The sequence below is a fragment of the Paenisporosarcina sp. genome (assembly GCF_057785155.1).
This window is the reverse complement of sequence record NZ_JBYNRN010000047.1, coordinates 168,260-192,865: the sequence shown is the minus strand read 5'-3', so window position 1 is coordinate 192,865 and position 24,606 is coordinate 168,260. Positions and strand designations below refer to the sequence as shown.

Below are 24,606 nucleotides of genomic sequence, written 5' to 3'. Positions count from 1 at the left end.
ATCTCTTTGCTTGGGGGATATGTATGTGGAACATGTTAAAGACCTTTTTTATCCTAGAGAAATCAAATAAAAGAAATATTTTCGCTTGTATTAGTGTGGCCTTATTTGTATTTGGGTTGATGTTTTTCGTGAAAACGGAGGATTTAGGAAATGCGGTTAAAGAAAAATCGGGTGAATATCAATCATTATCTTCTGCTTTGAATCAATATCAAAATGTTGATGCCACTGATAGTGGAAATGGTAGTGACTTATATAAGAATTTAGTGCTCCAGCAACTATTAGTATCTAAGCAAAGAATGGCCATAAAAATGGATCGACCGGAATTGTTTATGGATGCAGCGCTTGAATTAGCCGATTTGCGAACTAAATCCTTTGGTATGGAGGGCTTTGACAATGTAGAGAGTTATCTACCTTCGAAAATAGAAAATCAGTTGGATCGAGTGTTTTATGACTATATGAATCAAACTGGAATTCCTTTATCGATAGATTCTTTAACATACTTTCAATTTCTATCCTATTTATTTGTAGTGTTAGGCTCGGTGTGGTTTGTTTTCATAAGTATTTATACATGTGGAATCATGATAGAAGATTTTCAACATACGTCATTAATCAAGGGTTATCCGATTACGTTCGATAAGTATGTGATCGCTAAATGTATCGCAACAATGCTTATAGTAGGTGTATTTATTGTAGAGTTATTTATTTTCAGCCTCCCATTGTTATTTTTTAAAGGAGCAGGAAATCCTTCTTATCCAATTCCAGTCTTTGATGGTGTATTTACCGTATATCCAATCTACAAGTACATAGGTGTAGCGCTACTATATATGATTCTTATCTCCATTTTCACAATTCTTCTATCAGTCATTCTGAATGTCTTATTGAAGAATATGTATTTGACGTTGTTTGTTGAATTGTTATTATTTATTGTCCCTATGCTATTTCCAAATATGATGAATCTAATTCCGTATAATCCATTTAACTATATGAATTTTTCTCACTTATTAAATGGGCAGACACTCGACCTCGCAGATCCCGTTGTCCTAAGTGCCACACATGGACTTATTTATATCGGGATGAGTATTGTCTTAATGGTAGTCGCTATAAAGTTCTTTTTGACTACTGGCAAACTAAAAAGGGTCTAGGAGAGTGAAAAATTATGTGGGCATATTTTAGATTAGAATTTTTTCAATTCATGCGTAATAAAAAGAATATCGCCATTTACGTCATTCTCCTTTTCTTCTCGTGCTATTTTGCAATAAAAATAGCTCCAACCTATAATCCGATAGAAAAAGTTGATGTAAATGAAATTGAGGCTCGATATGAAACAAGGGAAGAATTTCTAAACAATGTTGTGATAAATGATGGGACGCACCATTTAACTAGGTATGCTGCGGCAATATTTCCAGAATGGAACGAATACGATAAACAAAGATTAGATGCGATTGATCAGAACAATTTGAAAGAATATGCGGAAGCTACATATAAGTGGTATGCGTACTCTGATAACATGATTTTTTATCGTGGAGGAGGGGTTCTATATTACAATCCGGGGTATTACACGTTTGGAAATAATTATGCAACGATGGACGGACACTTTGCGTATTTATATAATGCAAGTCGTTACGAAGGATATACAAAAGACAGTTCGGATTTAACTATCAACATTTTCGAGGAACGGACCGCGTTACAAACCTTACAACGCTTATTAAACTCGTATCTACCGTTAATTCTTATCGTGAGCTGTATACTCTTCACCGTGGATATTGTTTTGAAGGACAGACGCAATCCAACGTTGTTACAAGGATTACCACTGTCTGATTGGCGAAAGTTAATGGTTAAAGGCTTTGTTTCCTTATTAGGTAGCGTTTTAGCAATAATCCCACTTTCGGTAGGTGTATTCATCATTGGTATTCAAAATGGATTCGGTGATTTTGGTTTGCCTGTTCCTATTTATATAGCTGATGATATCTTTTCTAATAGGATGATGTGGGAATATTTAATTCATAACATGCTATTAATTATTTTCTGGTTTTCCCTTATTATTTCATTGGTATTACTTGCAAGTGTGATGTTAAAAAATGAGTTTGCAAATTTATTGGTAGCCAGCGTTTTGGTACTTGCAGAATTGATGTATTTTAATAGAGGAATTGGTGCTATTAAAGATTTTCATTGGTATCCAACGAGCTATGTTCAAGTAGGCCAGATTACTTCGGGGTATCGGAATTACCTCTACGCTTCCGAAGCCCTCACATTTGGAAATGGACTCGCCATTATCGGATTGTGTACGTGTATGTTTCTGTTCTTCACTTTTTTAATAAGTAATCGAAGTAAGTTTAAACTACTTTAGCTAGTAGAGATGGAGGGAAGAAATGATTGAGTTACAAAATATTGGTGTCCAGTTTACAGGTAGAGACATTTTAAATGATGTTTCTGTTACATTCAACCCTGGAGAAATTATTGGTTTGGTAGCTCCAAATGGGACCGGGAAGTCTACGCTTATGAATGTCATTATGAACTATATCAATCCGAGTAGCGGGAAAGTCATTTTAAATCAGGAGTTACAATATACAACTAAAAAGAATGAAGTGAAAATTCGTCAACTGGTCTCCATGATGCCTGATCAGAGTGACTTATATAATCAGATTTCTGGAAAAGAACATCTGAAAATCTATTCATCCATGTGGAACAGTAATCCAAAATTGATTGATCAAACAATTAAAGAACTTGGAATGGAGTCTTATATCCATAAAAATACAGGGACATATTCTTTAGGTATGCGTCAAAGACTTTGTTTTGCAATGCAAATTGTATCAGATACGCAGGTCATGCTGATGGACGAAGTGATGAATGGATTAGACCCTACTCATGTCGAACTTATTTCACAAATACTCGTTAAAAAGAAGTCAGAAGGAAAAACGGTGATTGTAGCTTCACATCTATTGGAAAACTTAGAGAAATACGCGGATCGCATTTTCTTTATGAAAAAAGGGGAGTTAATACATGTGAATGATATTTCTCCAGGCTTTGAAGAAAGGGAAATAACAACCGTTCGAATAAAAGAGCTGACAGATCATTTAAAAGAAAAGCTTTCAAAAGAATTTCCAGAAACCGAGGTTCAATCATTGCCAAATAGAAGTACTCTAGTAGATGTCCGCGGATATGATTCTAAGAAACTAGGAAATGTTGTAGAATTTCTAAAAGTAAATGAAATAACAGAGTTTAGTTTTGGGAAAGTCACGTTAAATGACTTGTATTCAATGTATTATCAAGAAGGATGACGATATCTGTTTGTTAATATAGATGATTAGAGTTGGTGACATATGAATAGAAGAATAATGCGTATGTTCAGAAATGAAGTCCACTGAACATGCGCTTTTTTAAAAGGTCTTATTAGATTCAATCAATCTGTTAGATTCCAATACAGATGTGAAAAAGTAAAACAAAGCAGGTAGGACAATGACCATTCCGATTATCAAGTATGTTGAACGAGTACTGATATCAATAAATGCAGAAGATGCAAATAAAATCCCGATTGGCATCGTAACCCTGAAGAAAAATAAACGTACTGCACTAAGTTGTGTCAAGCGTTCCCGAGGAGCCTCTCTTTGAAAAATAGCAGCATTTTGTGCATTAAATAGAGGAAACAACATTCCACCAAATAGTTCACAGGCCCATGCCAAGGGAACCGAGTGGACAAAAAACAGAAGTATAAATGATAGGCCACCTCCAAGTAATCCAACATACATCGTTTGACTGTTTTTCGGTATTTTTGTCAGTATGACCATCCCGATAAGATAACCGATAGGAAAAGCACCTTTGAAAACGGCATACTCCCATGGTTGACCTTCAAGTACACCTCTTATAAAAGGCACACTTAAAACCATTGTTGCTCCTACAGCAAATTGAACAGTTGAAGAAAGAAATGTCAGTCGCAATAAATTTGGGTATTTAAAAAATGTGTAATAACCCTCTTTCATTTCCTCCCACCAAAACTTTTTTGTCCATGTTGCGACGGTTTTTTTACTGGACCGAGGTATTCGAGAGAGTGCATAAAAACTAATCAAAAACATAATCGAGGAAATTCCATAAATAAAATGTATTGGTATCACCAGTAACAATAATGAGGTTACACCTGGAGCAATAATAATCATGAGTCGGAGCGTAGTGTCCAAAACGCCATTTGCTTCAACAAGCTCGTCCTCATTGCAAATCTCAGGTAATAGGGAAAATGATAGACTGGCAAAAATGGGTTGCATCATTCCCAAAATGAATTGAAGTACTACCAAACCGAGCATAATTCCTATGTCTGATCCTATTAAATATCCACCTAGTGGAAGAAGGTATGCACATGAACGGATTAGCTGAATGTTGCGAAGCGTTTTCTCCTTCACGACATGGTTCAGAAATGGTGCACTTATTACTTGTAATAGTAGGGAGGGAATAAAATAGATAAGCCAGATGGCAGCCATCCATTCCTTAGAGGCCGTCAATTCATAGAGCAATAATCCGTTTACAATTGCTCCTGCTGCACCTCCAAACTCAGAAACAATTTCTCCTATCCAAAGTGCTTTAAAGGATTTAGAGTGTTTTTTCATATTGGATCCACAAGGTATTGATTGAGACGGTTAGAAAACGAATGAATCTGAGATAGATTGGCAGAGTAGACTCCTTTATCAACTTGTATAAACTTGGCCGCCTTTAATAAAGAAAGCTGATGATGGAGTGTCGTCTTAGAAATATTAAATTGACTGCTCAATTCCTGTAGTGAAGAGTTTTTATTGACTAATTGATAAAGTATTTTTAATCGAACTTCATCACCGAGCGCTTTATGTCCTCGAACCAATTCTGTAGAAGGGCTACCTGCCTCTATCAAATATTTTTCATTCAAAGGATAAAAGTATAATTTTGTATCGGGTGTTCTAATGACTAATGTCCATGGTCGATACGTTACTTGAGGAATCATTTTGACAGTCCATACGGAAGGCTCGGGAATATATTTTACTCCTCCAGTAATTACTTCAATCATCTCCAAAGGTTTATCACTTTCCAGGGAACTATATTGTTTCTGTTCAAGATTCAAAGCGCGAATCCACTTGTCCCATTGCGGATTCTTTATAATCCAGTTGTACCATTCTTCTAATGTGCTCTTAAATAAATCACATATTTCTTGATGTGCTAAGTAACCAAGATGGAGAACATATTCCTCTAAATATTCATGACCATGGAAGTAAGAGGCGTATGTTTCAAAAGAATCCCCGTCTTTATATTGTGCTGCAAGAGATTTTCGAATTGGTTCAGATATACGATCCTTATACGGTAAAACAGTTTGATAAAAGTCGTTCATCGTCATTTCATTAAGACGTTTAGAGAAATCAGTAATTGAAGTTGCTGAAAATTTTTCCTGCAGCAATATTAATCCAAACCACAAATTCGTTTTCTCGATCACTTCTAAATGCTCAATGAGTAAATTTGACATAGATTTTTGTTCTGATGTCCACCATTCGTCAAACTCAAACGTGTGTCTTAATTGCGAGTGTGTGAATCCAGTTATGCCTAGAATTGATTCCCAGACTGGAGTAGATTCAACGACCAAGGATATTGTTTCAATTGGATGCGTGTAATTTAAATAATTCATTCAAATACCACCTTTAAAAACTATTCTAAATTAATGGAATTTACAATTCAATATATTTTGAATAAATATTTAGAAATGTAGTAACAAAAACCAACACCATGATTTGATATTGGTTTTGTGATTTACTTGTCTATTAGTTCAATCTTTGTTCCTGACCCAGATGCGGGTAGTGATTTATCTATAGCGTCATACCAAACTTTGACCTGGTCTCCTTGTTTTATATTTATGACTTCTTCGTTGAAGGTAAAGTATGCGGACTGGTATGCCTTAGTGATAATTTCTTCCTCTGTCTTTTCTTTGATGTTACCTTCCAATCCATTAACAACTAGGACAACTCTGCCATCAACTTTTGCTACAAAACCTTCCATGGTATTGTGTTCTTTTTCAAGCTCTGGATTCGTACATGCCGTGAGTAATATCGTAGTGCTGAAAAATAATATAAAAGCAATTAATACTCTATTTTTGACCACTTACTTTCCCTCCTCTATTAACCTATTTGTTTCATTCATTTATTCCATTCGTACATTTTGAATTTTCTGGTAAAATAATAACATACTAAATTGTGTAGAGGAATGAGACGAGTGAATAAAGAATATTTTATCGGAATCGTACCACCAAAAGAATATTTAAACCGAATTGAGCTTTTTCAAACGAATTGGATGAATCATTTAGGCGTCGAACCACATATCACGTTAAAAGCTCAAGGGGGGTTAACTCCAGATAAAAAGTGGATTGATACAGTAGAAAAGGTCTGTGATCAATTCAAACCATTTCAAATGTCGTTAGGTAAACCGATGTATTTTGGAGAAAATATTCTTTATTTAAGTGGCTCATCAAGTGAATTACTTCAATTACATCAAAAGATTGTACAAGAAATTTCACCATCTAATGACTTAATAAAAAAGTACTTTGAACTTGATGACTTTGTCCCGCACTTAACATTAGGAAAAGAACAGCACGGTCTTTCAAAAGAACAACTAAAAGAAATGGAACAGTTAGCTGTAAAAGAGTTAACTCCTTTCCCGAGTTTTGAAGTGGATTTTATTCGAATCTACGAACTAAATATTGAAAAGCAAAGGTATGAAACATATTCGGATATTTTTCTAGGTAAGTGAAGTTGAATGACTTGTTCCTGTAACGGATAAGGATAATTAGGAGTGTTTTGTGAATGGAAAAGGTGCAGCATGTAATTAAACAATTTGATTTGGATGTGCTTTCAATCGAGGATGTTCCAGAATCTTTTAGTTCTTCAGTTTATAAAATTAAGTTAAAGGATTATCAGACGGTCTTTATAAAAATCCCTTATAGCAAGGTGAAACTGCAGCGAGAGTATGACGTATTGAAACGATTGCAACATGAATTACCTGTACCCCAAGTGTTGAATTATTGGGAAGGCAGTGAAGATATAACAGGAGCATTCTTGTTATCGGCAATTAATGGTTCGCCAATTACAGGAGAGGTCGATGTTGACTTAGCATTCGATATTGGCGTCATTCATGCAAAGCTTCATTCCATTGAGCCCAATGAAGAGGATTTCAACAGTTCTGTTTCCAATGAATATGAACAATGGACAGAATTTATTAAAACCCAATTTTATTCATTTGCAGAAGATGTAAAGGAAGTAATAGATTCGCGTCTATATGAGCAGTCTTTACACTATTTTGATCAACATCAGAAATTACTACCTTCACCTGATGGGCCAAGATTTGTACATATGGATTTTAGACCAGGAAACATTTTAGTTAATGGAAATAAAGTGGTGGGCATCATTGATTTTGAAAGTGTTCGAATTGGTTCGACCGAAATTGATTTCACAAAAATCAATCGTGATATTTTTGTAAAATACCCTGGAACAATGGAAGCCTTTAAAAAGGGGTATGAGTCAATTCGTCCAATCATTGATTTGCAAACAGTTTTACCATTTTATCGTTTCATAGATGCCTTTAATTCAATCGGTTGGTGTAAAAGAAGAGGAATCGAAAAGAATCAATCGTTTTTGGAAGAGAATCTAGTATACCTAAAAGATTTTTTAGAAGACGGATTGACGTAAAAGCAAACCGGTATAGAAAAAATCATCGTCATGGGATGGGGATTAATGAAGAAGAGAGAAATAGCAATATTATTAACATATCTCTTATGTACAGTAGTAGCTGTCTTCTATTTGTATAGAGAAGCAGTTTCTTTTGAGAAAATAAATTCGACTATTGAATTTGTAAGCTTTCCTATATCGCTGCTCTTATTTCTCCTGATGACTATATTCTCTTTGCATATAAGGGACAATCTGAAAAATACGATTAAAGTAACGATGGTATTCTTTATACTCCTTGGTGGTACGCTTTTGGTTTTCGAGATTGTAAAGCCGGACATTACTTATACCGAGGCTAAAAAGATAATCGAAGAAAAATATAATGCATCTATTGTCAAGGAATGTCCAAAAACCATTCTGGCAATGAATGAAAAACAAATCTATCGATTCTTCACCCAAGACGATACAACATTTTCATTTGATCCATACAAAAATGAGATTGAACAGTTAACAGGGATTGGTTTTGGGAGAACAGGGATGTGTAAATAAAAGAGACCGACACGTTGATATTCGTGTCGGTCTTTTTTAAAAAAATTGAGAAAAACTTTTAATAGTGCTTTCTTCATTCTATTCTAAATCAATCGTAATAGAATCCATTTCTTTCGCTTCAAGCCCTTTTCCTGAACCTATCGAGAAGTGGGCAATAGGAGTAAGAATAAGTGATTTTGCATTGGGAGCAATTGATTTAATCGTGTCACTCGATTTGAAAGTTACACCATTGTCATGACTTGTTCCTCCATTTCCATCCACGATATACGTGTTCCCAAGATCATCTTTAACCGTGCCAAATTGAACGGAGACAAACGGCCATTGTTTTAAGATATCTTCTTCTACAACGGCTTGGAATTTAATAACAGTCGAAAGGGCATTTCTTTCTAAAGACTCGACTAAAACAGTGACACCATTGTTTGTGATGGATTGATTAACAAGTTGAACGTCGTTATCAAGTCTTGAAATTGTAAAATTGAAATCCCAGTCTCCTTTGACTTCAGTCTTGTTCAAATGATCAATAAAAGATTTTGGCTGCCAAGAGACTTCTAATTCATTTGGAATATTCTTTTCAAAATGTGGAGTTATTTTTTCTATTCCTACATACTTCATATCACTTATTTTTTGAAGAGTTCCTGAACCGCTAAACCCACTTGCATCTTTGATATCTAAAGAGTTTGACATATAAGCACTAGGGCCCAAATCGACTTTTGTTTCAATCGCATATGAAACAGTTAGTGAAGTTCCATCGAATAAAGCATTTTCAATCATCACGGATGTTCCATTACTCGTTTGCGTTTGTTCAATCTCAGTCGCAAGAACACTATAATTTTCATATACCGTGTTTTCGTTATCAAAGTAGTCGACAATATTTTTCATGAATGGAATTTGAGCAGCAAAAGTAGGGAATGTAAAACTAGTAGCGGTCACGGCACTTGCAATAATAATTGCTGCGGCAGCTAAATGACGTAGGTTCATATGGGTTTTCTTTTTATGGTTTTGAGCTAAAATGTTCCGTTTTATTTCGAACTTTTGAGAATTAGACAGATTCATTGGTTCTATATTTTCTACATCAATACGTAGCCAATCTTTATAGTTGTCCGTCATATTAATCGCTCCTTTAATCGAATCGTCGTTGCTAATTTTTTCTTTCCACGGTACAGTCGGTTTTCAATAGCGGCTTTAGATAAATTAAGTGCTTCCGCAATTTCATTGGTAGATAGTTGTAAATAATATTTCATCATGAAAATATCCCGGTCAATACTTTCTAACTTACTTATAGCTAGCAATAGCTCTTTATTCTCCTCTTTTTTTACGAGTTGCTCCTGCAAGTCATCGCCTTTTGTGCTGTGCTCAAGTAAATCATCACTATGTTCCCGTGCTTGTTGCTTCTCAAGCTTCCTAAAAAGGTCAATTGCTTTGTATTTCGTCATCATACCAATCCACTTTTTAAAGTCTTCTGGTTCTCCTTTGAATTGACGAGAATTTTGCCAAATAGCCAAAAAGACATCACTTACACAATCATCCACTGTATCTTTACTAATTCCTGAAAGAACTTTATAAGCAATGGCATTTACATGTCCGGAGAAATGTTCGATTACATATTCGAGTGCATCTTCTTTTTGCTTTTGCAATCGAGTAACGAAATTTTTATTATTACTTCGCATATTTTAAACTCCTTTTTTATTCGAAAAAGCTTTTTCAATAACTATATCGAAGTTTGCTGACAAAAACTCTCAAATATTTTTAGCCTTTAAACATAATCGTCATAATAAAAAGGAATCCAGTATAGTAACTAACTACTATGGATTCCTTTCATATTAGTGCTGCTTATTGAGATAATGATGTTATTCAAGATTTGAAACATTTTCTGTTATTGCTTCTAAAAGAGCTTGTTCAATAAATGAACAAGCTCTAATGATTTTCATATCGAATTGTAGAATCTTATTTAGAAGAAAGTTCGCTTTCAGTAACCCATTTATGATTTGTTACTTTCTCTCCACCATCAGTAGGAGTGTAATCAACCATATAAACCGTTGTTTTTTCTGCTGATTCGATTTCTGCTGTAGCACCATCCATACCTTCCATGTGATCTGCCTCTAAGATAACTTCAGTTCCTGGCTCAAGCGTTTCTTCGCCAACATCTTTAAGTTCCTCATGAATCACCCATTTATGACCGGTTACTTTTTCTCCACCAGTCGTTGGAGTGTATCCAACAGTATACGCTGTGGTATCAAAAGCACCGACGATCGTTGCTTCGGCACCTTTCATTCCTGGCATATGGTCGGTTTCAAGCATAGCTTGGCTACCAACTTCAAATGTTGGGTTCTCTGCGTCTTTCAATCCTTCTGGCACTTCACCAGAAGAAGAATGATCCATTTCCATATTTTCGTGATCTGTATCTTCCATGTTGTCATGATCTGTTTGTGAATCTGAACATGCTCCTAAAAGTAGGGCAATAGCCGGTGCAAGTAGTAAATGTTTTGGTATCTTTTTCATTCATGAAACACTCCTTTTTATATTCCGAGTATACCCGGATTTTTTACAGCTACACATTTTAACATTTATATTGTAGTTGAAAACCTACTACTAATATACATCAAAGTTTTGAAACCATTATTTTTTTGAGGGTAAGAAAGGTATACTTAAGGTGGATATGTAACATAAACGATTAGATATGCAACAATGGAGGAAATGACATGACAACTGCTTTACCAAATTGCCCAAAATGTAATTCAGAATATACGTATGAAGATGGAAGCCATTTAGTTTGTCCAGAATGCGCACATGAGTGGACATTAGCTGGAGATACTGAAAATAGTGAAGAAACAAAAATCGTTAAAGATGCAAATGGAAATGTTTTAACTGATGGAGATTCCGTTACAGTCATCAAAGATTTAAAAGTAAAAGGAAGTTCATCTGTTTTGAAAATCGGGACTAAAGTGAAAAACATCCGTTTAGTAGATGGCGATCATGATATCGATTGCAAGATTGATGGATTTGGTCCAATGAAATTGAAATCGGAGTTTGTTAAAAAAGGTTAATAATTCCCACTTAAACAGAGAAAGCCGTGAGCGATAAGTTCACAGCTTTCTTTTTGTCTTCTAGAGTATTGTTCAAAGATTACGACGGTAGTTAATCTGAACCTACTAAGTTACTGTTCCCCTTAGAAAACTTCACCAATCCTACAAGTAAAAAAACCATGCTAATAATCCATAAACCACCAGCTATTCCGAAAAACAGGGTAGTTTCTTCTGAAGCCATTGGGTGATTTACATTAAACTTGATTGCTGCTAGAGCAGGAATCATTGCCAAGGTTAGGAATACGAGGTGGCCAAGAACAAATCCATATGCCATTCGATATGGTTTTCTGTTTTTGGATATGAATAAAAGAATAACAATCATTATGGAAATAGCCAAGATGATAAAGATACTTGTTTCTAATAATCCCATGGTTCCTTCTTCCATTGTCATCGAGTTTCACTTCCTCATTTAAAAGATAATTTATACACCATTTCTCCATGTGTCATTTGGCCAGTATCGTGGAATCCAACTTGTTCATATAGTGCTTTAGCGATTTCGTTTTCTGGTTCAAAGCATATGAGAACATCTTTACAATCCTCAATCTTCTTTAACTCGTGAAGAATGAGGGCCATACTTTGCTTCCCGTAGCCTTTACCTTGCTGCGTATAGTCAATCATTAATCGGCAAATTTCATAGCCGCCCAATTCTTCCGCATACCCATACATAGCAAAGCCAATTAATTGATCGTCATGATAAATCGCGCGTGTTGTCCAAGTTCCTTCGATACTTGCTTGCGCTAACGAAACTGTATTCGAAGCAATAAACCTTTCAAATTGTCGATTGACTTCATCTTCTGCGCTTCTTAACCGAATGACGTCTCTCCAATTATCCTTAGTAACCTCAACTAAATGTAGCAAATTAAGTTCCTCTCAATCTATCATGTACTATTATTTAGCATACAATTTTTGTTAATCAATAGAAATAAAAAAATTATTAAGGTCCCGATTCAAGGCAATAATTACCACGATTTCTACCGAAGTTCCCATGCTATACTCGTGAAAAGTATTTATTAATACTGAGAATTTTGAAAATAGGATTAGGAAAGGAGAAGAATTAATAAATATTCTTTTTGCCAAAATCTATGATATGAATGTTAGAGGAGATTAATCAGCATGAAAAAACGCATCGGAATTTCTTTACTTTCTTTAGCTTTGACCTTTTCAATTTCAACTAGTGCATCAGCTGGATATCAAGTTCAAAAGGGAGACACATTAGGAAACATCGCTTGGAAATACAAAATGAATTTTCAAGATCTACGTTCTTTAAACCCACAGATCGCGAATATTAATCAGTTAAATATTGGCCAATCCGTAGTTGTAAGGACACCTAATAAGGCTAACGACATTATTGATTATGCCAAAGCACTTGAAACACAAACAAAGTATGTATATGGAGCTGATTCTACACTTGCACCTTATCAAGCTGATTGTAGTAGCTGGACAAAACATATTTACGCTAAATTTGGAGTTCAGTTACCTCGAACAAGTGGAGAACAAGCGCATACAGGTACACCAATAAAGTTCAATGATATGCAAAAAGGTGATCTCATGTTTTTTGCAAACAATGGGAAAACCATTTCACATGTCGGTATCTATATGGGGAATGGGCTGTGGATTAGCAATCTGAATTCCGCGAAAAGCGTAGAGATTTTCACGATTTGGGGACCATGGACTCAACAGAAATTCATGTGGGCACAGCGAGTCATTTAATACATAAGTGTTAAAGTTAATTTAAAACATAAAACGAACGCTCAACTTAGTAGACTTCTACAAGCTGAGCGTTTTTCTGTTTCATTTACATAAAAAAGTTGAAAATGATTTAGTAAATTAAGTGTATACTAGAAAAAAGTAGAAATATTCAATTTTTAGTCACGGATAAAAATACATAGTAAATGAGGATGAAAATGAAATTTACAATGAAGCGGGACCGTCTATTGCAAGCATTAAATGATGTCATGAAAGGAATCAGCAGCAAGACGACGATTCCAATTTTGACAGGAATAAAATTAGATCTAAACAACGCGGGTCTAACAGTAACGGGCAGTAATTCAGATATGGCCATTCAAACGTTCATTGAGTCAGTAGATAATGAAAATCCAGTTATCGATATACATACAGAAGGATCGATTGTTTTGCCTGCACGAATTTTTAATGAAATCATGAGAAAGCTGCCAGAAGACGAAGTGGATTTAACAGTAAATGACAACTATCAAACGCATATTCAGTCGGGTAAATCAGAATTTCACGTGTTGGGACTTGATGCGACAGAGTATCCATTGCTTCCTGAACTTAAGGATGAGTACCGGTTTGATTTGCCGGCGAATGTTTTGAAATCCATTATTCGAGAAACTGTATTTGCCGTTTCAACATCAGAAAGTCGTCCAGTTTTGACGGGTGTACATTGGCAAATAAAAAATGATGAATTAATCTGTGTAGCAACGGATAGCCATCGGTTAGCTAAAAGAATCATTAAACTGGATCATGAAGTCGAAGAATCATTTAGTGCCATTATTCCAGGGAAAAGTTTAAATGAATTAAGTAAATTAATTGGAGATTCTACTGAACTTATTCAAATTGCTATTACACCACAACAAGTTTTATTTAAAACAAAAACTGTTTTTTTCTATTCTCGTTTGATAGAAGGGAATTTTCCTGATACCTCACGTCTCATTCCAAGTGAATATGAAACAACTGTCACGATGAATGGAAAATCTTTATTTCAGGCAATAGATCGAGCTTCATTATTGGCAAGAGAAGAACGGAATAATATTGTTCAGGTAAAATCAAATGAAGAAAATATGGTAGAAGTATCTTCAAACTCACCGGAAGTTGGAAAGGTGAAAGAGGAAATTCAAACCACATCCCTTATTGGAGAACAGTTAAAGATTTCGTTTAGCGCTAAGTATATGATGGATGCACTCAAATCATTGGAAGGTAAAGAAGTGACGATCGAATTTACAGGTCCCATGAGACCGTTTATTTTGAAGCCAGTAAACGACGAAGCGATCCTACAATTAATCGTACCTGTTCGTACCTATTGATTTTGAAAAAGGAGGAAGTTAAATGACTCAACTTGCATTCATGTCATTTTTAGGATTATTTTTTTATGTGGCCGTCATCGGGTTTGTTGTATGGGTGGCTATAACCATCATTAAAACTCAAAAAGAGAGAAATAGAATTTTAAAAGAAATTTCCGTAAAACTTGGCAGAAAAGATTCTAATGGATTATAAGATGGAGGTATGACATTGACACAAAGTGATATACCTCAAAATCTTGGTAAACCTGCTAACAGAGCGCTTGAAGGAGCCGGTTATTTACGACTGGAGCAAGTGGCTAAAGTTAGTGAAAAGGAATTAATGAAGCTGCATGGGGTGGGTCCTAAAGCGACTGAACGTCTAAGAGAAGCCCTTTTTGAAAAGGGTTTGTCTTTTTCGGACGAGTCATAAAAAAAGAGGTGTTGTAATGATGGAAAAATTATTAGTTATGACCAAAAATCTATTCTTAGATGCATTTGCTTCTATTCGTGGATTTATTTATGGATTTTTAGTCATTTCTTTAGCAATTGGAATTATCGGAGTCATTTTTTATGGTGTGGCATTCATTTACACTAAGTTTTAAAATTATTGACCGATGTTTCCTGAAACATTTTCTTGGCTACCCATCGTATAATTTTGACTTTCACCTGGTCTTGTAGCCGAAGACGTCGAAATATGAGGATGATTATTTATTCTCTTTCTACGCCATTCAATAAACCCGCCAATTCCAAAAAGGAAAAACACAATTGAACCAACAATAATCCACATCAACCTAATTCCTCCTCTCTTTAAATATCAGAATATTTAGCTAATTTTATTTTAACATTAAATTGGAAGATTAGGAATAAAAGGAGACAAAATGAAGCTATTACTTATTAGACACGGAGAATCAGAAGCCGATTTGTTAGGTGTACATGAAGGAAGAGCTGATTTTCCTTTAACTTCTTTAGGCGAGAGACAAGCGGAATTGATGGCAACGTATGTAGCGGAAACGTATTCCCCGACATTGATACTGACAAGTCCTTTGAAGAGAGCTAGGAAGACAGCTGCTATCCTGAACGAAAAAATAGGCTGTGAACTAATTGAAGAACCACTATTGAAGGAATTCAATAATGGGGTATTAGCTGGACTATCGAGAGAAGAAGCTGCCATTAAATATCCCTTGCCTGAAGGAGGGAGACCCATTCATGTACCCATTCAAGATGGGGAATCGGAATTAGACATTCGTTTTAGAGCAGAAAATGTATTAAACAAGATTCTCGTTAATTATCAAGATCGGGAATTCGTCGTGATTGTTTCTCATGGGGGACTCATTTCACATCTACTCAACAGCTTTCTTCGTCAACCGATTAATACGGAATTTATTTACCCAACTGGAGATACGGGGATTCACTTGATAGAAACAAAGAATCAAAAACGAATTGTTTGGTTTTTAAATAAACAAGAACATTTAATTGGAATAGAGGACTCTATGGAAACTTCAAGGTAATGTATGTTTAAGAATAGTTCTACATGACCGTACCCTTGTTTCTTGACTTTTTTAAGGTGGGTGATGTTAGTGGAAATTAAAAATAAACAAGTTGTAAATATAATTGTCTTCCTATCAATTATTACGCCGATATTTATAATGAATTCCGTATTATTTAACGGAGTAATGCGTATGGTTGCTCTTTTACCTGCTCTAGCAGTTTTCGTAGCAGTGGCAGTTGAAAAAAAGTTAAAAACTTCCGCATTAGTTTCATCGATTGGATTCATTTTTCTCATTTTTTATTTCTCTCTACCTTCTTATACCATTGGAGAGTCTGAAACAAAAATTCTGCTTGAAAATAATGAGATTATCAAACTTGAAAGATTAGATAATACAGCCATGTATAGAGAAAAATATAATCCATTCGATTCTAGAGCGTTTTACACATTTCGAGTGACTGAAAAAAATGACAAAGAGTATAATATTATTTTTAATCCAGATACAGGTCAATTTTTTTATAAGAAGTAATTCTATTTTTCCTCATAAAAATGGAAGCGAAAATGTATTTTATCAGAGGTACTATAACTGTTTCAACCGTTTCTTGGATTTTTAGTCGCGTTAGAGCCTTATAAGTAGTGGCGAGAAAAAGTTGTTAAAGTCTCCAACTCCAATTCATAAACCGAAACGTGAATCCATATAACCTAAATAGACAGATAGGTTAAGGATGATGAGATGTCTTCTATTTGGGTGAGCGGAACTTTGTTGACAATGGTTGGTTTTGGGCTCGGGGGATTCATCGCGTGGTTTACGAAAGGGCTCGAAAACCGTACAGATGTCATCTACTGTATTTGTGGTGGGCTAATTCTCGGTTTGCTCAGTTTTGAAGTGGTCCCTGAAGCAATCGAGATGGGTAACTGGTGGACAGTTGTGCTTGGCGTTTTTCTTGGTCTTTTTATGTTCGTTATTTTACACCGGGTGGCAGCTTTCATAATAAGTCGAAGAAAGAAAGGGAAGAATAGTTTTGCTTTCTTTACTGGTCTAATGCTGTTATTTGGAATCGCCATACATAATTTTCCGATTGGGATAAGTTTGGGTGTTACGTCTGATCCTGATATTACACGTGCCATTCTTCAAACCGTGTTGCTTCACAATGTTCCTGAGGGGATTATTGTTTTCACGCCGTTATTTATGGCAGGTATACGAAAAAGAACTTGTATTCTACTTACTTTCCTCGTATCATTACCGGTTGGAGCGGGAGCATTTGTAGGACACACGCTAGGGATAGATAACCCCTTAATGTGGTCCTTGTTAATGAGTCTATCAATTGGAATGATTTATATGGTTACCATTAAAGAGATATTAGTTGAAGCTGTTAGAATCATACCATCCTTTCAAATGTTCATTTTAGCTCTTCTTGGATTTGGGTTCATCGGCATTTATTTTTCTTTTATTTAATAGCAATCAAAAAGCAGCTGAAAAAATCAGCTGCTTTTTTTATGTTGATATAGGTAATTCTTTCTACGAGGATGAAACAAGTTCGGTTTCATACTTTAGTCGACTCACAGTGAACGTTAAGTAAGACGCCACAATTAACATGAAAACAGACCCCATCATCACCACTTCTTTTACAGAAAACCATTCTGCGAATATCCCCATAACCAACACGACAAGAAGTTGAATGGAGTGAGAAACCATGCCATACAAACTCGATATTCTACCCATCATATCAACAGGTATATGCTCTTGTATAAACGTAATGAATCCGGTATTGGCAAGTGAAAGGAAAAAGCAAAGTACAAAGCATCCGATACTTGCCACCAAATAAGTCGTGGAAAGACTGTAGATAAGGTAACCGAAAGAAACGAAGAGTGTTCCAACACTCATCAGTTGTTTAGCTGATAGAACTCGGACAAGCCCATTTGTTAATGCTGCTCCCATAAGGAATCCAATTCCTGCAACACTAACCAAGGAACCATAAGCAGCATTCGATAAATGAAGCACCTCTTTTGCGAAAGCTACTTCCATGGAGTCGAGTGCTGCAGTTAAGAGCATCACACCTTGAAAGCCCATATAAACGACTACGAAAGGCAAGGCGATTTTACTGAAGTTCCAAACTAATCCCCAATCGGTACGGATAGCCTGAAAACTTACTCGTTTAGACTCAGTAGAAATCGATATCAGATTAGGTAACAACAAAGTAAGACCAGCTGAAACTAAAAAAGCACCGACGTTTACGAATAAAGCCATTTCTAAAGTACCTAATATAAACAAAATTCCAGCTAAAGCAGGTCCTAAAACAAATGCACCAGAATAAACAAAACTGAGTAAAGCATTAAATCTTAATCGAGCATGCTCTGGCAGTAGTCTCGTCATATAGCTAAAAGAAGCATGTTCAAACGTCGCACTCGCCATTTGAATGAACAACACAAACACATAGATCATCCAAATTGAATCCATAAAAGCAATGGATAGAACAAGGAAAGCTCTCACAATATCTAAGAAAATCATCAAATGTTTCGTAGACGTTCGATCAATCACACTTCCAGCCCAAGACCCAACCAACATATAGGCAAAGGGTTTAATCATATACAAGCCCGCAACAGCAAAAGCTGACCCCGTTCGTTCAAATACCAGTAGATTAACGGTTAATAAATAGATCCAACCACCAACATTTGCAATGCCCACTGCACTTAAATACATAACTAAGGCTTTCTTGTTTTTATTCAACATATATATCCCTCCGACATGTTTATTGAACCAAAATAAAAAATCCCACCCCCAAGACGATTTGTCTTGGGGACGAGATCAACATGTCGTGGTACCACCCCAGTTTGTCCTGATGTCACCATCAGCACCTTTTCAAGTACGGCAAGAAAACCTTGCGTATACTATAGCTTCATAACGGGAGCATCCGTCACACAATCTCCAGTAAATGCATATGTTTTACCGGTCCTATGTGAAGCTCGGAGTCTTGTTTCGGTAAATCTTTTCTTACCCTTTTGCAGCTACCAGGGTTCTCTGTTAAAGAAAATGATGTACTTACTCTTCTCTTCATCGCTGTTAATTTTTGTAATCATAGCATATGTAAAAATAATTTGTATAGAGAAATTTTATTTTTTTCGAAAATAGTATCCATTCCAATTGTTGGTTTAATACATAATTTCTTTAACGAGTTCCTTTATCGTATCTTGCAAAGACTTGTGAATATTTTCTCTTTCGAGAAGAAAATAAGTAGACTTTAAAAAATTCTTGTATGCGAGTAAAGAATAGTAAGATTGTAATTTATTCGTGTCATTTTTTATTTCTTTTAAAGTCTGTGCTTGATCCATAAGCCATTCACTTAATTGAGACTCATTCAGATGGTGTTGTGAAAGGGTGACGAAGGAGCGGGCAATTCTTTCTTCCTCATCATCTTTAAACCCTGATGCAATCGAAAAGACTTGGTGAATATTAGTTAATATTTTCAGCGCATCTTCTTCGGTGCTAAATGGATGCTTAGCAATTGATCCCAATAAATCTGCTCCATGAGCTGCGGCATGTGCCCAGCCTTTTTTCTCAACGAATCCTCTCAAATCTTGTTCCTTCATTAAATATTGCAGGGAAGCATCAATTGTTCGTCTAACTAATTCCTTATCTACAATCTTTTTTGAGGCGTCTACATGTAAGATGGCTGCAAAAAATAGAACAGTAAATGAGCGAGTGAAGACAGCATCACTTAATGGATTTTCTATATCAACCATTAACAAATCTTGATTCAATAATAACGTCAAAATGTATTCTATTTGTTGTTTAGACAATTGCTCATTGTTTATTAATTTCCAAAACGCGCTGTAGTTTAATTCATCTCTTAATACGGGGTCTACAGAGCCTATATTCTCAATCATTTTATCCAAAAATTCATTAGAAATTTCTATTGATTCACCAGAGATGATACGTTTCAGATCAGCTATGTAAGTAGTCATTTTATCGTTCCTCTTTTTCTTTGTTTTGATAATAAATCAAGAAATCTTTCCACTCATCTTCTTCGTATGAGAAAGACTTTCTTGTACATTCATATTGAAACCCTGTTTTTTTAGCTACTTTAACGGATACGTGATTGTCTGTATTGATATGAAGTTCAATACGGTGAAATTCGAGTTGGTCGAAAAACAATTGCTTGGCAGCAAGCACAGCTTCAGTCGCATACCCATTTCCCAAATGTTGATTATGTATGGAATAACCCATCATTGCCCATTGATAATCCATTCTTAAAATCGTAAATAACTCGATTTTACCAATATGTACGCCATCCGATTTTCGAAAAACACCAAGTACATACATTTCATCTTTTAATGCACGCCGATGAAAATCGGCAATCCAATTGCCAAATGACTCGTTAGTGTAAGAGGACATGTCCGAATAACCATTATCATACTTGGTTTGAGCGACTTTTCGTTCGTTATGTTGGTTCAACCAATTTGCATAATCTTCTATTTGATATGGCCTGAGTATGAGTCGTTCTGTTTCAGCCAATAACATATTTTTAATCTGTTCCACGATCTCAAGTCCCTTTTTATATTGTAATGTTTTCCAAATTATGACCCTAGTGATAATATTAGCACATGAATGTTTGGAATATTTGATAATCTTTTATTTCAAAAAATAAAGATCGACTCGGGGGAGTTAAAGGTGAATAAAGGTGTGTATTGTGAAAAATGTGGAAAAGAGATTAAGTTTCAAGGAGACCTAGTCACGACAACGATTATGTTGAGGTTGTGCCATTTCATGAGGATTGCTATGCGAAAGATTTAAAAGGATTGCGAACTCTAGTTGTGAGCAATGAGCCGATTAATGGAGTAGCTGGAAATATAACAACAGTCATTGCAACATTAGTCGGTATTGGAGCTACTGTCTTTTTGGAAGGACCTATGAGGTTTGCGGGACTATTGTTGTTTTTAATTTTGGGCTATCGACTATATTCATACATGCGTTTTGAAAAAAGATTACCAGAGTAATAACCATATTTGTAAGCCATACATACTTAATCATTAAATAAGCCACAGCCTTCCCATGAGTATGGAAGAATGTGGCTTTATCATTGTTCAAAATATCAGTGAAGCTTAAATTTACTAACAATCCCACTAAGTTCTTCAGCCATTTTTGAAAGTGAAGCAGAGGCAGAAGCAACTTCTTGAATAGAAGCACTTTGTTCTTCAGATGCGGCAGCAACCGTTTCAGCTTCAGCTGAAGATTGAAGGACCATTTGAGTCGTATCTGAAACAGCCTTCACCATTTTTTCAGTGCCTTCATTTACATCTTTAACGGAATCTAAAACCGTTTTTGCAATTTTTACGATTTCATCGGTCGATGTTTCAATTTGTTCGAACTCTCGTCCAGTTCTTTCAATGGACACGATACCTTCTTGAACTTTTTCTTCACCCTCAGCCATCGTTTGAACAGATTGTTTAATTTCGACTTGGATGTCTGCAACTAGTTGGCTAATTTGAGCAGCCGATCGATTCGATTCTTCTGCAAGTTTACGAACTTCATCAGCCACTACAGCAAACCCTTTACCATGTTCGCCTGCACGAGCAGCTTCGATTGCTGCATTTAGTGCAAGTAAATTTGTTTGTGTGGAAATGTCTGTTATCAAGCCAACAATGTTTCCGATTTCATTGGATTTGTTTCCTAATTCATGAATCGCAGATGCAGCTTGTGTTGTTTTTTCTTGAATTTCTAGCATTTTGTCCGATGAATGTTGAATTTCTTCTTTTCCTCGTTGTACTTTTACATAGGAATCATTTGCTGATTTTGAGACATCTTCAACATGGTGTTGAATCGTTTCTAAATTGCTTGCCATTGTTTGAGCTGTGCTTTCTGAAACTTTAGCCATTTGTGTCTCTTGTATAGCGTTATCAGAAATTTGTTGAATGGATCCAGCAATTTGTTCTGTCGCCAAATTCGTTTCTTCCGCACTCGCGGTTAACTGTTCGGAAGAAGCTGCAAGAGCGTGTGAAACATTTGAAATTTGTGCAATCATTTGATGTAAATTTTCTTTCATTCGGTTCAAACTAGAAGCTAACTGACCGATTTCATCTTTTCGCTTAAATGAAAGATTTTCTACGGTCATGTTATTTTCGCTTAATTCAGCCAGCTGTTTATTGACAGCTTGAATTGGTTTTGAAATGTGGTTGGCAAATAAATAAATCAAGATTGTTCCAATTAGTAATGAGCCAATAACTGTGAATAAAACCGTCCATAAGATACTATTCGAACTTTCATTAAAGTCATCCATATATGAACCAGCTGTTACAACCCATCCCCAGTTCTCATCAAACGCGTTATACATGATCTTTTGACCAATTTTGTTTTCATTGTTTGGGTAATTCCATGAATAAGTTGTAAATCCGCCGCCATTTACCGCGGTTGCAATTTGTTCTTGCACAAGAAGCTTGCCTTCTTTATCCTGAGCATCCCACATATTTTGACCTTCAATGGAAGGGTGAGCAACTTCAAGACCTTTTTCATCGTAAATCACAAAATATCCGTTTTCACCAAGGTCAATGTCTTTATTGATCGGACGTTTACCTTCACTGTCCATTTCCCCTAAAAGATAGACTTTCACTTGTTCTTGAGCTTCTTCTAAAGGCAAACTTCCAGCTTCTACTTGTTCGTTTAGTGCATTAATTAATTGCAAAGCTTGAGTAACGGCATTTTTAATCGATTGTTCTCCAGCTTCGTCTAATCCATTTTTTGCTGAAGTGTAGCTGATTGTCCCTAAAATTAAACTAGGAACGAGTAAAAATAAAAAACTAACAACAAACAGCTTCGATTTAATACTTTTCATAATCCACCCTCATTTGTATGTATATATGTTCAACTCTTATTTCGACAAAATTTCACTTAATTTTACAGATTCTCAAAATAAATATGGATATTAAATCCTTAAAATTCTAACTTTACATGAAAAAATTACAATATTAGCGTTCAAAACTACAACATTAGTTTAAAAAATTCCAATACTAGCATCAAAAATTCCAACTTTAAGATTCGAAATGACAAGTTTAATAGTCAGCAACTGTACATAGAACATTGGACTGGTGTCATACTAAAATAGTCTAAATGACTAGATGAAATTGATTTATTTCCAAGAAGTTGTAAAACGTCGAGATTTTGGGCAATTTGGCTATATTCTATACATAGGTCATAATAAACAATATTATCTGATAATTTCATGCTAAAATAATAGGTAATTATGTAAATTCAGGAGGTAAGAAGTGAAAATTCGACGAAAAATATTAATTGGTCTCACTACTGCAATCATGTTTAGTGGAATGGTATTAACACCTGTTTCAGAAACTTCGACAGTTCAAGCAGCTACTTCGTATTCAAGCTTAAAGAATTCCATTAATAGCATCATGACAGATAGTCGAATGAAAGCTGCAGCTTCAAGTGTAACGATTCGAAAAGCATCAAACGGAGAAATTGTGTATCAATATTATGCTGACAAAGGAATTACGCCAGCATCCTCTTTAAAAATTTTGACCGCTTCTGCTGCTTTAGAAACATTAGGTGAAAACTATCGATTCTCTACTGATGTTTTAACAAACGGCACTGTTAAAAGTGGTACTTTAAAAGGTGATATGTACTTGAGAGGAAAAGGTGATCCGACTTTATTGAAACGAGATTTTGATAATTTTGCATCAACTTTAGCTAATCGTGGCGTAAAACGAGTTTCTGGGCATCTAATTGGCGACGATACATGGTACGATACTCAACGATTATCACCAGGTATTTCAAAGGAAGATGAATCGTATTATTATGCGGCTCAAATTTCAGCACTAACGTTGTCACCGAATGCGGACTATGATGCAGGGTCAGTCATTGTGGAAGCGAAACCTTCAGTCAATGGAAGAGTTGCTAAAGTGACACTTACTCCAGCTACAAATATTGTGCGCGTCATTAATAAATCCAAAACTGTACCTAAAGGGTATAAAAATACACTGAAAATCGAACGTGAATATGGCACGAACAAAATCATGATTACAGGGAATGCACCAATTGCGACTGCTGGTAAAAAAGAGTGGATTGCTGTTTCAAATCCGACAGCCTACGCGTTAGATGTATTCAAAAAGTCATTGGCCTCAAAAGGAATTACGTTCAGTTCCACATCAAAAGTGTTGAGAGGAAAAGTTCCTGAAAATGCGCGCGTATTACTTTCTAAAAAATCAATGACTGTGAAAGAATTGATGGTTCCTTTCTTAAAACTAAGCAATAACACGCATGCTGAAGTGCTTGCGAAAGAAATGGGTAAAGTGAAGTATGGCGTTGGAAGCTGGAATAATGGCTTAAAAGTTATGCGGGAATATGCAGGGTCTGTTGGTCTTGACGTGAACAAATTGGTATTCGAAGACGCATCAGGGATGTCCCATGCGAATAAAATTCCATCTAGTCAATTGTCTTTATTGCTCCATAAAGTTCGCTCTGAACCTTGGTATGGCAGTTTCTTAAGAGGAATGCCAATCGCTGGTGGCTATGATCGTTTTGTTGGTGGGACATTAAGAACGAGACTAAAACTAGCGCCTGCAAAAAACAACGTGATTGCGAAAACAGGGAGTTTGGATAATGTTAGTGCCTTAGCAGGTTATGCGAAAACGAAGGATGGCGAGTGGCTCATATTCACCATCCAAACTCAAAACACAAAGTCTAGCACCGTGCCTGTCATCGACCGAATGGCATCAGCAATTGCTAATTCTAAAACGACTAATTAAGACAAATGAGGTTGCATGATTTCTTTTTCAAGAGAAATGATGCAGCCTTTTGTTATGTC

General features: G+C 35.7%; 30 protein-coding genes and 1 other annotated feature. Of the genes, 17 read left to right on the top strand and 13 right to left on the bottom strand.

The window, feature by feature from the left end:
• Positions 1-23: 23 nt before the first annotated feature.
• The 3 genes from AC3EA5_RS17290 to AC3EA5_RS17280 are packed head-to-tail and all read left to right on the top strand — an operon-like array spanning position 24 to position 3,278.
• Entirely contained in the window at positions 24-1,142 is a 1,119-nt protein-coding gene (locus AC3EA5_RS17290) for an ABC transporter (protein WP_488609447.1), read from the top strand.
• A gap of 14 nt (positions 1,143-1,156) precedes the next feature.
• Entirely contained in the window at positions 1,157-2,347 is a 1,191-nt protein-coding gene (locus AC3EA5_RS17285; protein ID WP_488609446.1) for an ABC transporter permease, read from the top strand.
• A gap of 22 nt (positions 2,348-2,369) precedes the next feature.
• Positions 2,370-3,278 (top strand): ABC transporter ATP-binding protein, encoded by a 909-nt coding sequence (locus AC3EA5_RS17280; RefSeq protein WP_488609445.1) that lies wholly within the window; start codon positions 2,370-2,372, stop codon positions 3,276-3,278.
• 99 nt (positions 3,279-3,377) lie between these two features.
• Here the strand turns inward: AC3EA5_RS17280 and AC3EA5_RS17275 are convergent, their stop codons facing one another.
• From AC3EA5_RS17275 to AC3EA5_RS17265, 3 genes are all read right to left on the bottom strand, one after another.
• A complete protein-coding gene (locus AC3EA5_RS17275; RefSeq protein ID WP_488609444.1) occupies positions 3,378-4,595 on the bottom strand; it encodes an MFS transporter in 1,218 nt (405 codons plus the stop codon).
• Positions 4,592-5,635, bottom strand: coding sequence for an ArsR/SmtB family transcription factor (locus AC3EA5_RS17270; RefSeq protein ID WP_488609443.1), 1,044 nt, complete (start codon positions 5,633-5,635; stop codon positions 4,592-4,594). Before AC3EA5_RS17270 ends, AC3EA5_RS17275 begins: the two co-directional genes overlap by 4 nt.
• 122 nt (positions 5,636-5,757) lie before the next feature.
• A complete protein-coding gene (locus AC3EA5_RS17265) occupies positions 5,758-6,105 on the bottom strand; it encodes a DUF3221 domain-containing protein (RefSeq protein WP_488609442.1) in 348 nt (115 codons plus the stop codon).
• A 111-nt stretch (positions 6,106-6,216) separates the two neighbouring features.
• Here AC3EA5_RS17265 and AC3EA5_RS17260 point away from each other — a divergent pair, with 111 nt between their 5' ends.
• The 3 genes from AC3EA5_RS17260 to AC3EA5_RS17250 are packed head-to-tail and all read left to right on the top strand — an operon-like array spanning position 6,217 to position 8,210.
• A complete protein-coding gene (locus AC3EA5_RS17260) occupies positions 6,217-6,750 on the top strand; it encodes a 2'-5' RNA ligase family protein (RefSeq protein WP_488609441.1) in 534 nt (177 codons plus the stop codon).
• A 53-nt stretch (positions 6,751-6,803) separates the two neighbouring features.
• A complete protein-coding gene (locus AC3EA5_RS17255; protein ID WP_488609440.1) occupies positions 6,804-7,685 on the top strand; it encodes a phosphotransferase family protein in 882 nt (293 codons plus the stop codon).
• Between the two features lie 45 nt (positions 7,686-7,730).
• Positions 7,731-8,210 carry a hypothetical protein gene (locus tag AC3EA5_RS17250; protein ID WP_488609439.1) on the top strand — a complete coding sequence of 160 codons (480 nt, stop codon included), beginning with the start codon at positions 7,731-7,733 and terminating at the stop codon, positions 8,208-8,210.
• Between the two features lie 78 nt (positions 8,211-8,288).
• Here AC3EA5_RS17250 and AC3EA5_RS17245 read toward each other — a convergent pair whose 3' ends face one another.
• From AC3EA5_RS17245 to AC3EA5_RS17235, 3 genes are all read right to left on the bottom strand, one after another.
• Positions 8,289-9,317 (bottom strand): DUF4179 domain-containing protein, encoded by a 1,029-nt coding sequence (locus AC3EA5_RS17245; RefSeq protein WP_488609438.1) that lies wholly within the window; start codon positions 9,315-9,317, stop codon positions 8,289-8,291.
• The gene (locus AC3EA5_RS17240) at positions 9,314-9,877 is read right to left on the bottom strand and encodes a sigma-70 family RNA polymerase sigma factor (protein WP_488609437.1); all 564 of its coding nucleotides are present in this window, start codon (positions 9,875-9,877) and stop codon (positions 9,314-9,316) included. The genes AC3EA5_RS17245 and AC3EA5_RS17240 overlap by 4 nt, the downstream gene beginning before the upstream one ends.
• A 277-nt stretch (positions 9,878-10,154) precedes the next feature.
• Complete coding sequence (locus AC3EA5_RS17235) at positions 10,155-10,709, bottom strand: YdhK family protein (protein WP_488609436.1); 555 nt, start codon at positions 10,707-10,709, stop codon at positions 10,155-10,157.
• A 200-nt stretch (positions 10,710-10,909) separates the two neighbouring features.
• On the opposite strand from AC3EA5_RS17235, the gene AC3EA5_RS17230 reads away from it, so the two are divergent.
• Entirely contained in the window at positions 10,910-11,254 is a 345-nt protein-coding gene (locus tag AC3EA5_RS17230; RefSeq protein ID WP_488609435.1) for a zinc ribbon domain-containing protein YjdM, read from the top strand.
• Positions 11,255-11,345: 91 nt separating this feature from the next.
• Here the strand turns inward: AC3EA5_RS17230 and AC3EA5_RS17225 are convergent, their stop codons facing one another.
• Positions 11,346-11,684, bottom strand: a complete 339-nt coding sequence (locus tag AC3EA5_RS17225) for a hypothetical protein (protein WP_488609434.1) — start codon at positions 11,682-11,684, stop codon at positions 11,346-11,348.
• A gap of 14 nt (positions 11,685-11,698) precedes the next feature.
• On the bottom strand, positions 11,699-12,151 hold the full coding sequence (locus AC3EA5_RS17220) for a GNAT family N-acetyltransferase (protein ID WP_488609433.1): 453 nt from the start codon (positions 12,149-12,151) through the stop codon (positions 11,699-11,701).
• 255 nt (positions 12,152-12,406) lie between these two features.
• On the opposite strand from AC3EA5_RS17220, the gene AC3EA5_RS17215 reads away from it, so the two are divergent.
• From AC3EA5_RS17215 to AC3EA5_RS17195, 5 genes are all read left to right on the top strand, one after another.
• Complete coding sequence (locus AC3EA5_RS17215) at positions 12,407-13,003, top strand: NlpC/P60 family protein (RefSeq protein WP_488609432.1); 597 nt, start codon at positions 12,407-12,409, stop codon at positions 13,001-13,003.
• Between the two features lie 194 nt (positions 13,004-13,197).
• The gene (dnaN, locus tag AC3EA5_RS17210; RefSeq protein ID WP_488609431.1) at positions 13,198-14,334 is read left to right on the top strand and encodes a DNA polymerase III subunit beta; all 1,137 of its coding nucleotides are present in this window, start codon (positions 13,198-13,200) and stop codon (positions 14,332-14,334) included.
• A gap of 22 nt (positions 14,335-14,356) precedes the next feature.
• Positions 14,357-14,524, top strand: a complete 168-nt coding sequence (locus tag AC3EA5_RS17205; protein ID WP_488609430.1) for a hypothetical protein — start codon at positions 14,357-14,359, stop codon at positions 14,522-14,524.
• A gap of 9 nt (positions 14,525-14,533) precedes the next feature.
• Positions 14,534-14,740, top strand: coding sequence for a helix-hairpin-helix domain-containing protein (locus AC3EA5_RS17200; RefSeq protein ID WP_488609429.1), 207 nt, complete (start codon positions 14,534-14,536; stop codon positions 14,738-14,740).
• Between the two features lie 16 nt (positions 14,741-14,756).
• Positions 14,757-14,912: a hypothetical protein gene (locus AC3EA5_RS17195; RefSeq protein WP_488609428.1), complete on the top strand. Its 156-nt coding sequence runs from the start codon at positions 14,757-14,759 to the stop codon at positions 14,910-14,912.
• 2 nt (positions 14,913-14,914) lie between these two features.
• On the opposite strand, the gene AC3EA5_RS17190 is transcribed toward AC3EA5_RS17195, so the two are convergent.
• Entirely contained in the window at positions 14,915-15,100 is a 186-nt protein-coding gene (locus AC3EA5_RS17190) for a hypothetical protein (protein WP_488609427.1), read from the bottom strand.
• An 88-nt stretch (positions 15,101-15,188) separates the two neighbouring features.
• On the opposite strand from AC3EA5_RS17190, the gene AC3EA5_RS17185 reads away from it, so the two are divergent.
• From AC3EA5_RS17185 to AC3EA5_RS17175, 3 genes are all read left to right on the top strand, one after another.
• Positions 15,189-15,818 carry a histidine phosphatase family protein gene (locus AC3EA5_RS17185; RefSeq protein WP_488609426.1) on the top strand — a complete coding sequence of 210 codons (630 nt, stop codon included), beginning with the start codon at positions 15,189-15,191 and terminating at the stop codon, positions 15,816-15,818.
• 69 nt (positions 15,819-15,887) lie between these two features.
• The gene (locus AC3EA5_RS17180) at positions 15,888-16,325 is read left to right on the top strand and encodes a hypothetical protein (protein ID WP_488609425.1); all 438 of its coding nucleotides are present in this window, start codon (positions 15,888-15,890) and stop codon (positions 16,323-16,325) included.
• A 204-nt stretch (positions 16,326-16,529) separates the two neighbouring features.
• Positions 16,530-17,252 carry a ZIP family metal transporter gene (locus tag AC3EA5_RS17175; protein ID WP_488609424.1) on the top strand — a complete coding sequence of 241 codons (723 nt, stop codon included), beginning with the start codon at positions 16,530-16,532 and terminating at the stop codon, positions 17,250-17,252.
• A 63-nt stretch (positions 17,253-17,315) separates the two neighbouring features.
• On the opposite strand, the gene AC3EA5_RS17170 is transcribed toward AC3EA5_RS17175, so the two are convergent.
• The 3 genes from AC3EA5_RS17170 to AC3EA5_RS17160 all read right to left on the bottom strand — a co-directional run bounded on the left by AC3EA5_RS17170 (position 17,316) and on the right by AC3EA5_RS17160 (position 20,315).
• A complete protein-coding gene (locus tag AC3EA5_RS17170) occupies positions 17,316-18,527 on the bottom strand; it encodes an MFS transporter (RefSeq protein ID WP_488609423.1) in 1,212 nt (403 codons plus the stop codon).
• A gap of 62 nt (positions 18,528-18,589) precedes the next feature.
• Positions 18,590-18,861, bottom strand: a binding site (T-box leader).
• Positions 18,862-18,946: 85 nt separating this feature from the next.
• Positions 18,947-19,759: a DUF2785 domain-containing protein gene (locus AC3EA5_RS17165; protein WP_488609422.1), complete on the bottom strand. Its 813-nt coding sequence runs from the start codon at positions 19,757-19,759 to the stop codon at positions 18,947-18,949.
• A 1-nt stretch (position 19,760) separates the two neighbouring features.
• Positions 19,761-20,315 carry a GNAT family N-acetyltransferase gene (locus tag AC3EA5_RS17160; protein ID WP_488609469.1) on the bottom strand — a complete coding sequence of 185 codons (555 nt, stop codon included), beginning with the start codon at positions 20,313-20,315 and terminating at the stop codon, positions 19,761-19,763.
• Positions 20,316-20,551: 236 nt separating this feature from the next.
• Between AC3EA5_RS17160 and AC3EA5_RS17155 the strand changes: the two genes are divergently transcribed.
• Positions 20,552-20,791, top strand: a complete 240-nt coding sequence (locus AC3EA5_RS17155; protein WP_488609421.1) for a hypothetical protein — start codon at positions 20,552-20,554, stop codon at positions 20,789-20,791.
• Between the two features lie 95 nt (positions 20,792-20,886).
• Here the strand turns inward: AC3EA5_RS17155 and AC3EA5_RS17150 are convergent, their stop codons facing one another.
• A complete protein-coding gene (locus tag AC3EA5_RS17150; protein ID WP_488609420.1) occupies positions 20,887-22,623 on the bottom strand; it encodes a methyl-accepting chemotaxis protein in 1,737 nt (578 codons plus the stop codon).
• Positions 22,624-23,053: 430 nt separating this feature from the next.
• Between AC3EA5_RS17150 and dacB the strand changes: the two genes are divergently transcribed.
• Positions 23,054-24,547: a D-alanyl-D-alanine carboxypeptidase/D-alanyl-D-alanine endopeptidase gene (gene dacB, locus AC3EA5_RS17145; protein ID WP_488609419.1), complete on the top strand. Its 1,494-nt coding sequence runs from the start codon at positions 23,054-23,056 to the stop codon at positions 24,545-24,547.
• Positions 24,548-24,606: the final 59 nt, after the last annotated feature.

What these genes read in the sequence shown, in the direction of transcription:
- AC3EA5_RS17285 (WP_488609446.1), top strand. Translation starts at nt 1,157, where the DNA reads ATGTGGGCATATTTTAGATTAGAATTTTTTCAATTCATGCGTAATAAA.
- AC3EA5_RS17175 (WP_488609424.1), top strand. Translation starts at nt 16,530, where the DNA reads ATGTCTTCTATTTGGGTGAGCGGAACTTTGTTGACAATGGTTGGTTTT.
- AC3EA5_RS17205 (WP_488609430.1), top strand. Translation starts at nt 14,357, where the DNA reads ATGACTCAACTTGCATTCATGTCATTTTTAGGATTATTTTTTTATGTG.
- AC3EA5_RS17240 (WP_488609437.1), bottom strand. Translation starts at nt 9,877, where the DNA reads ATGCGAAGTAATAATAAAAATTTCGTTACTCGATTGCAAAAGCAAAAA.
- AC3EA5_RS17230 (WP_488609435.1), top strand. Translation starts at nt 10,910, where the DNA reads ATGACAACTGCTTTACCAAATTGCCCAAAATGTAATTCAGAATATACG.
- AC3EA5_RS17195 (WP_488609428.1), top strand. Translation starts at nt 14,757, where the DNA reads ATGATGGAAAAATTATTAGTTATGACCAAAAATCTATTCTTAGATGCA.
- AC3EA5_RS17200 (WP_488609429.1), top strand. Translation starts at nt 14,534, where the DNA reads ATGACATTGACACAAAGTGATATACCTCAAAATCTTGGTAAACCTGCT.
- AC3EA5_RS17215 (WP_488609432.1), top strand. Translation starts at nt 12,407, where the DNA reads ATGAAAAAACGCATCGGAATTTCTTTACTTTCTTTAGCTTTGACCTTT.
- AC3EA5_RS17170 (WP_488609423.1), bottom strand. Translation starts at nt 18,527, where the DNA reads ATGTTGAATAAAAACAAGAAAGCCTTAGTTATGTATTTAAGTGCAGTG.
- AC3EA5_RS17165 (WP_488609422.1), bottom strand. Translation starts at nt 19,759, where the DNA reads ATGACTACTTACATAGCTGATCTGAAACGTATCATCTCTGGTGAATCA.
- AC3EA5_RS17150 (WP_488609420.1), bottom strand. Translation starts at nt 22,623, where the DNA reads ATGAAAAGTATTAAATCGAAGCTGTTTGTTGTTAGTTTTTTATTTTTA.
- AC3EA5_RS17255 (WP_488609440.1), top strand. Translation starts at nt 6,804, where the DNA reads ATGGAAAAGGTGCAGCATGTAATTAAACAATTTGATTTGGATGTGCTT.
- AC3EA5_RS17275 (WP_488609444.1), bottom strand. Translation starts at nt 4,595, where the DNA reads ATGAAAAAACACTCTAAATCCTTTAAAGCACTTTGGATAGGAGAAATT.
- AC3EA5_RS17245 (WP_488609438.1), bottom strand. Translation starts at nt 9,317, where the DNA reads ATGACGGACAACTATAAAGATTGGCTACGTATTGATGTAGAAAATATA.
- AC3EA5_RS17225 (WP_488609434.1), bottom strand. Translation starts at nt 11,684, where the DNA reads ATGACAATGGAAGAAGGAACCATGGGATTATTAGAAACAAGTATCTTT.
- AC3EA5_RS17250 (WP_488609439.1), top strand. Translation starts at nt 7,731, where the DNA reads ATGAAGAAGAGAGAAATAGCAATATTATTAACATATCTCTTATGTACA.
- AC3EA5_RS17270 (WP_488609443.1), bottom strand. Translation starts at nt 5,635, where the DNA reads ATGAATTATTTAAATTACACGCATCCAATTGAAACAATATCCTTGGTC.
- dnaN (WP_488609431.1), top strand. Translation starts at nt 13,198, where the DNA reads ATGAAATTTACAATGAAGCGGGACCGTCTATTGCAAGCATTAAATGAT.
- AC3EA5_RS17235 (WP_488609436.1), bottom strand. Translation starts at nt 10,709, where the DNA reads ATGAAAAAGATACCAAAACATTTACTACTTGCACCGGCTATTGCCCTA.
- AC3EA5_RS17185 (WP_488609426.1), top strand. Translation starts at nt 15,189, where the DNA reads ATGAAGCTATTACTTATTAGACACGGAGAATCAGAAGCCGATTTGTTA.
- AC3EA5_RS17280 (WP_488609445.1), top strand. Translation starts at nt 2,370, where the DNA reads ATGATTGAGTTACAAAATATTGGTGTCCAGTTTACAGGTAGAGACATT.
- AC3EA5_RS17160 (WP_488609469.1), bottom strand. Translation starts at nt 20,315, where the DNA reads ATGTTATTGGCTGAAACAGAACGACTCATACTCAGGCCATATCAAATA.
- AC3EA5_RS17290 (WP_488609447.1), top strand. Translation starts at nt 24, where the DNA reads ATGTGGAACATGTTAAAGACCTTTTTTATCCTAGAGAAATCAAATAAA.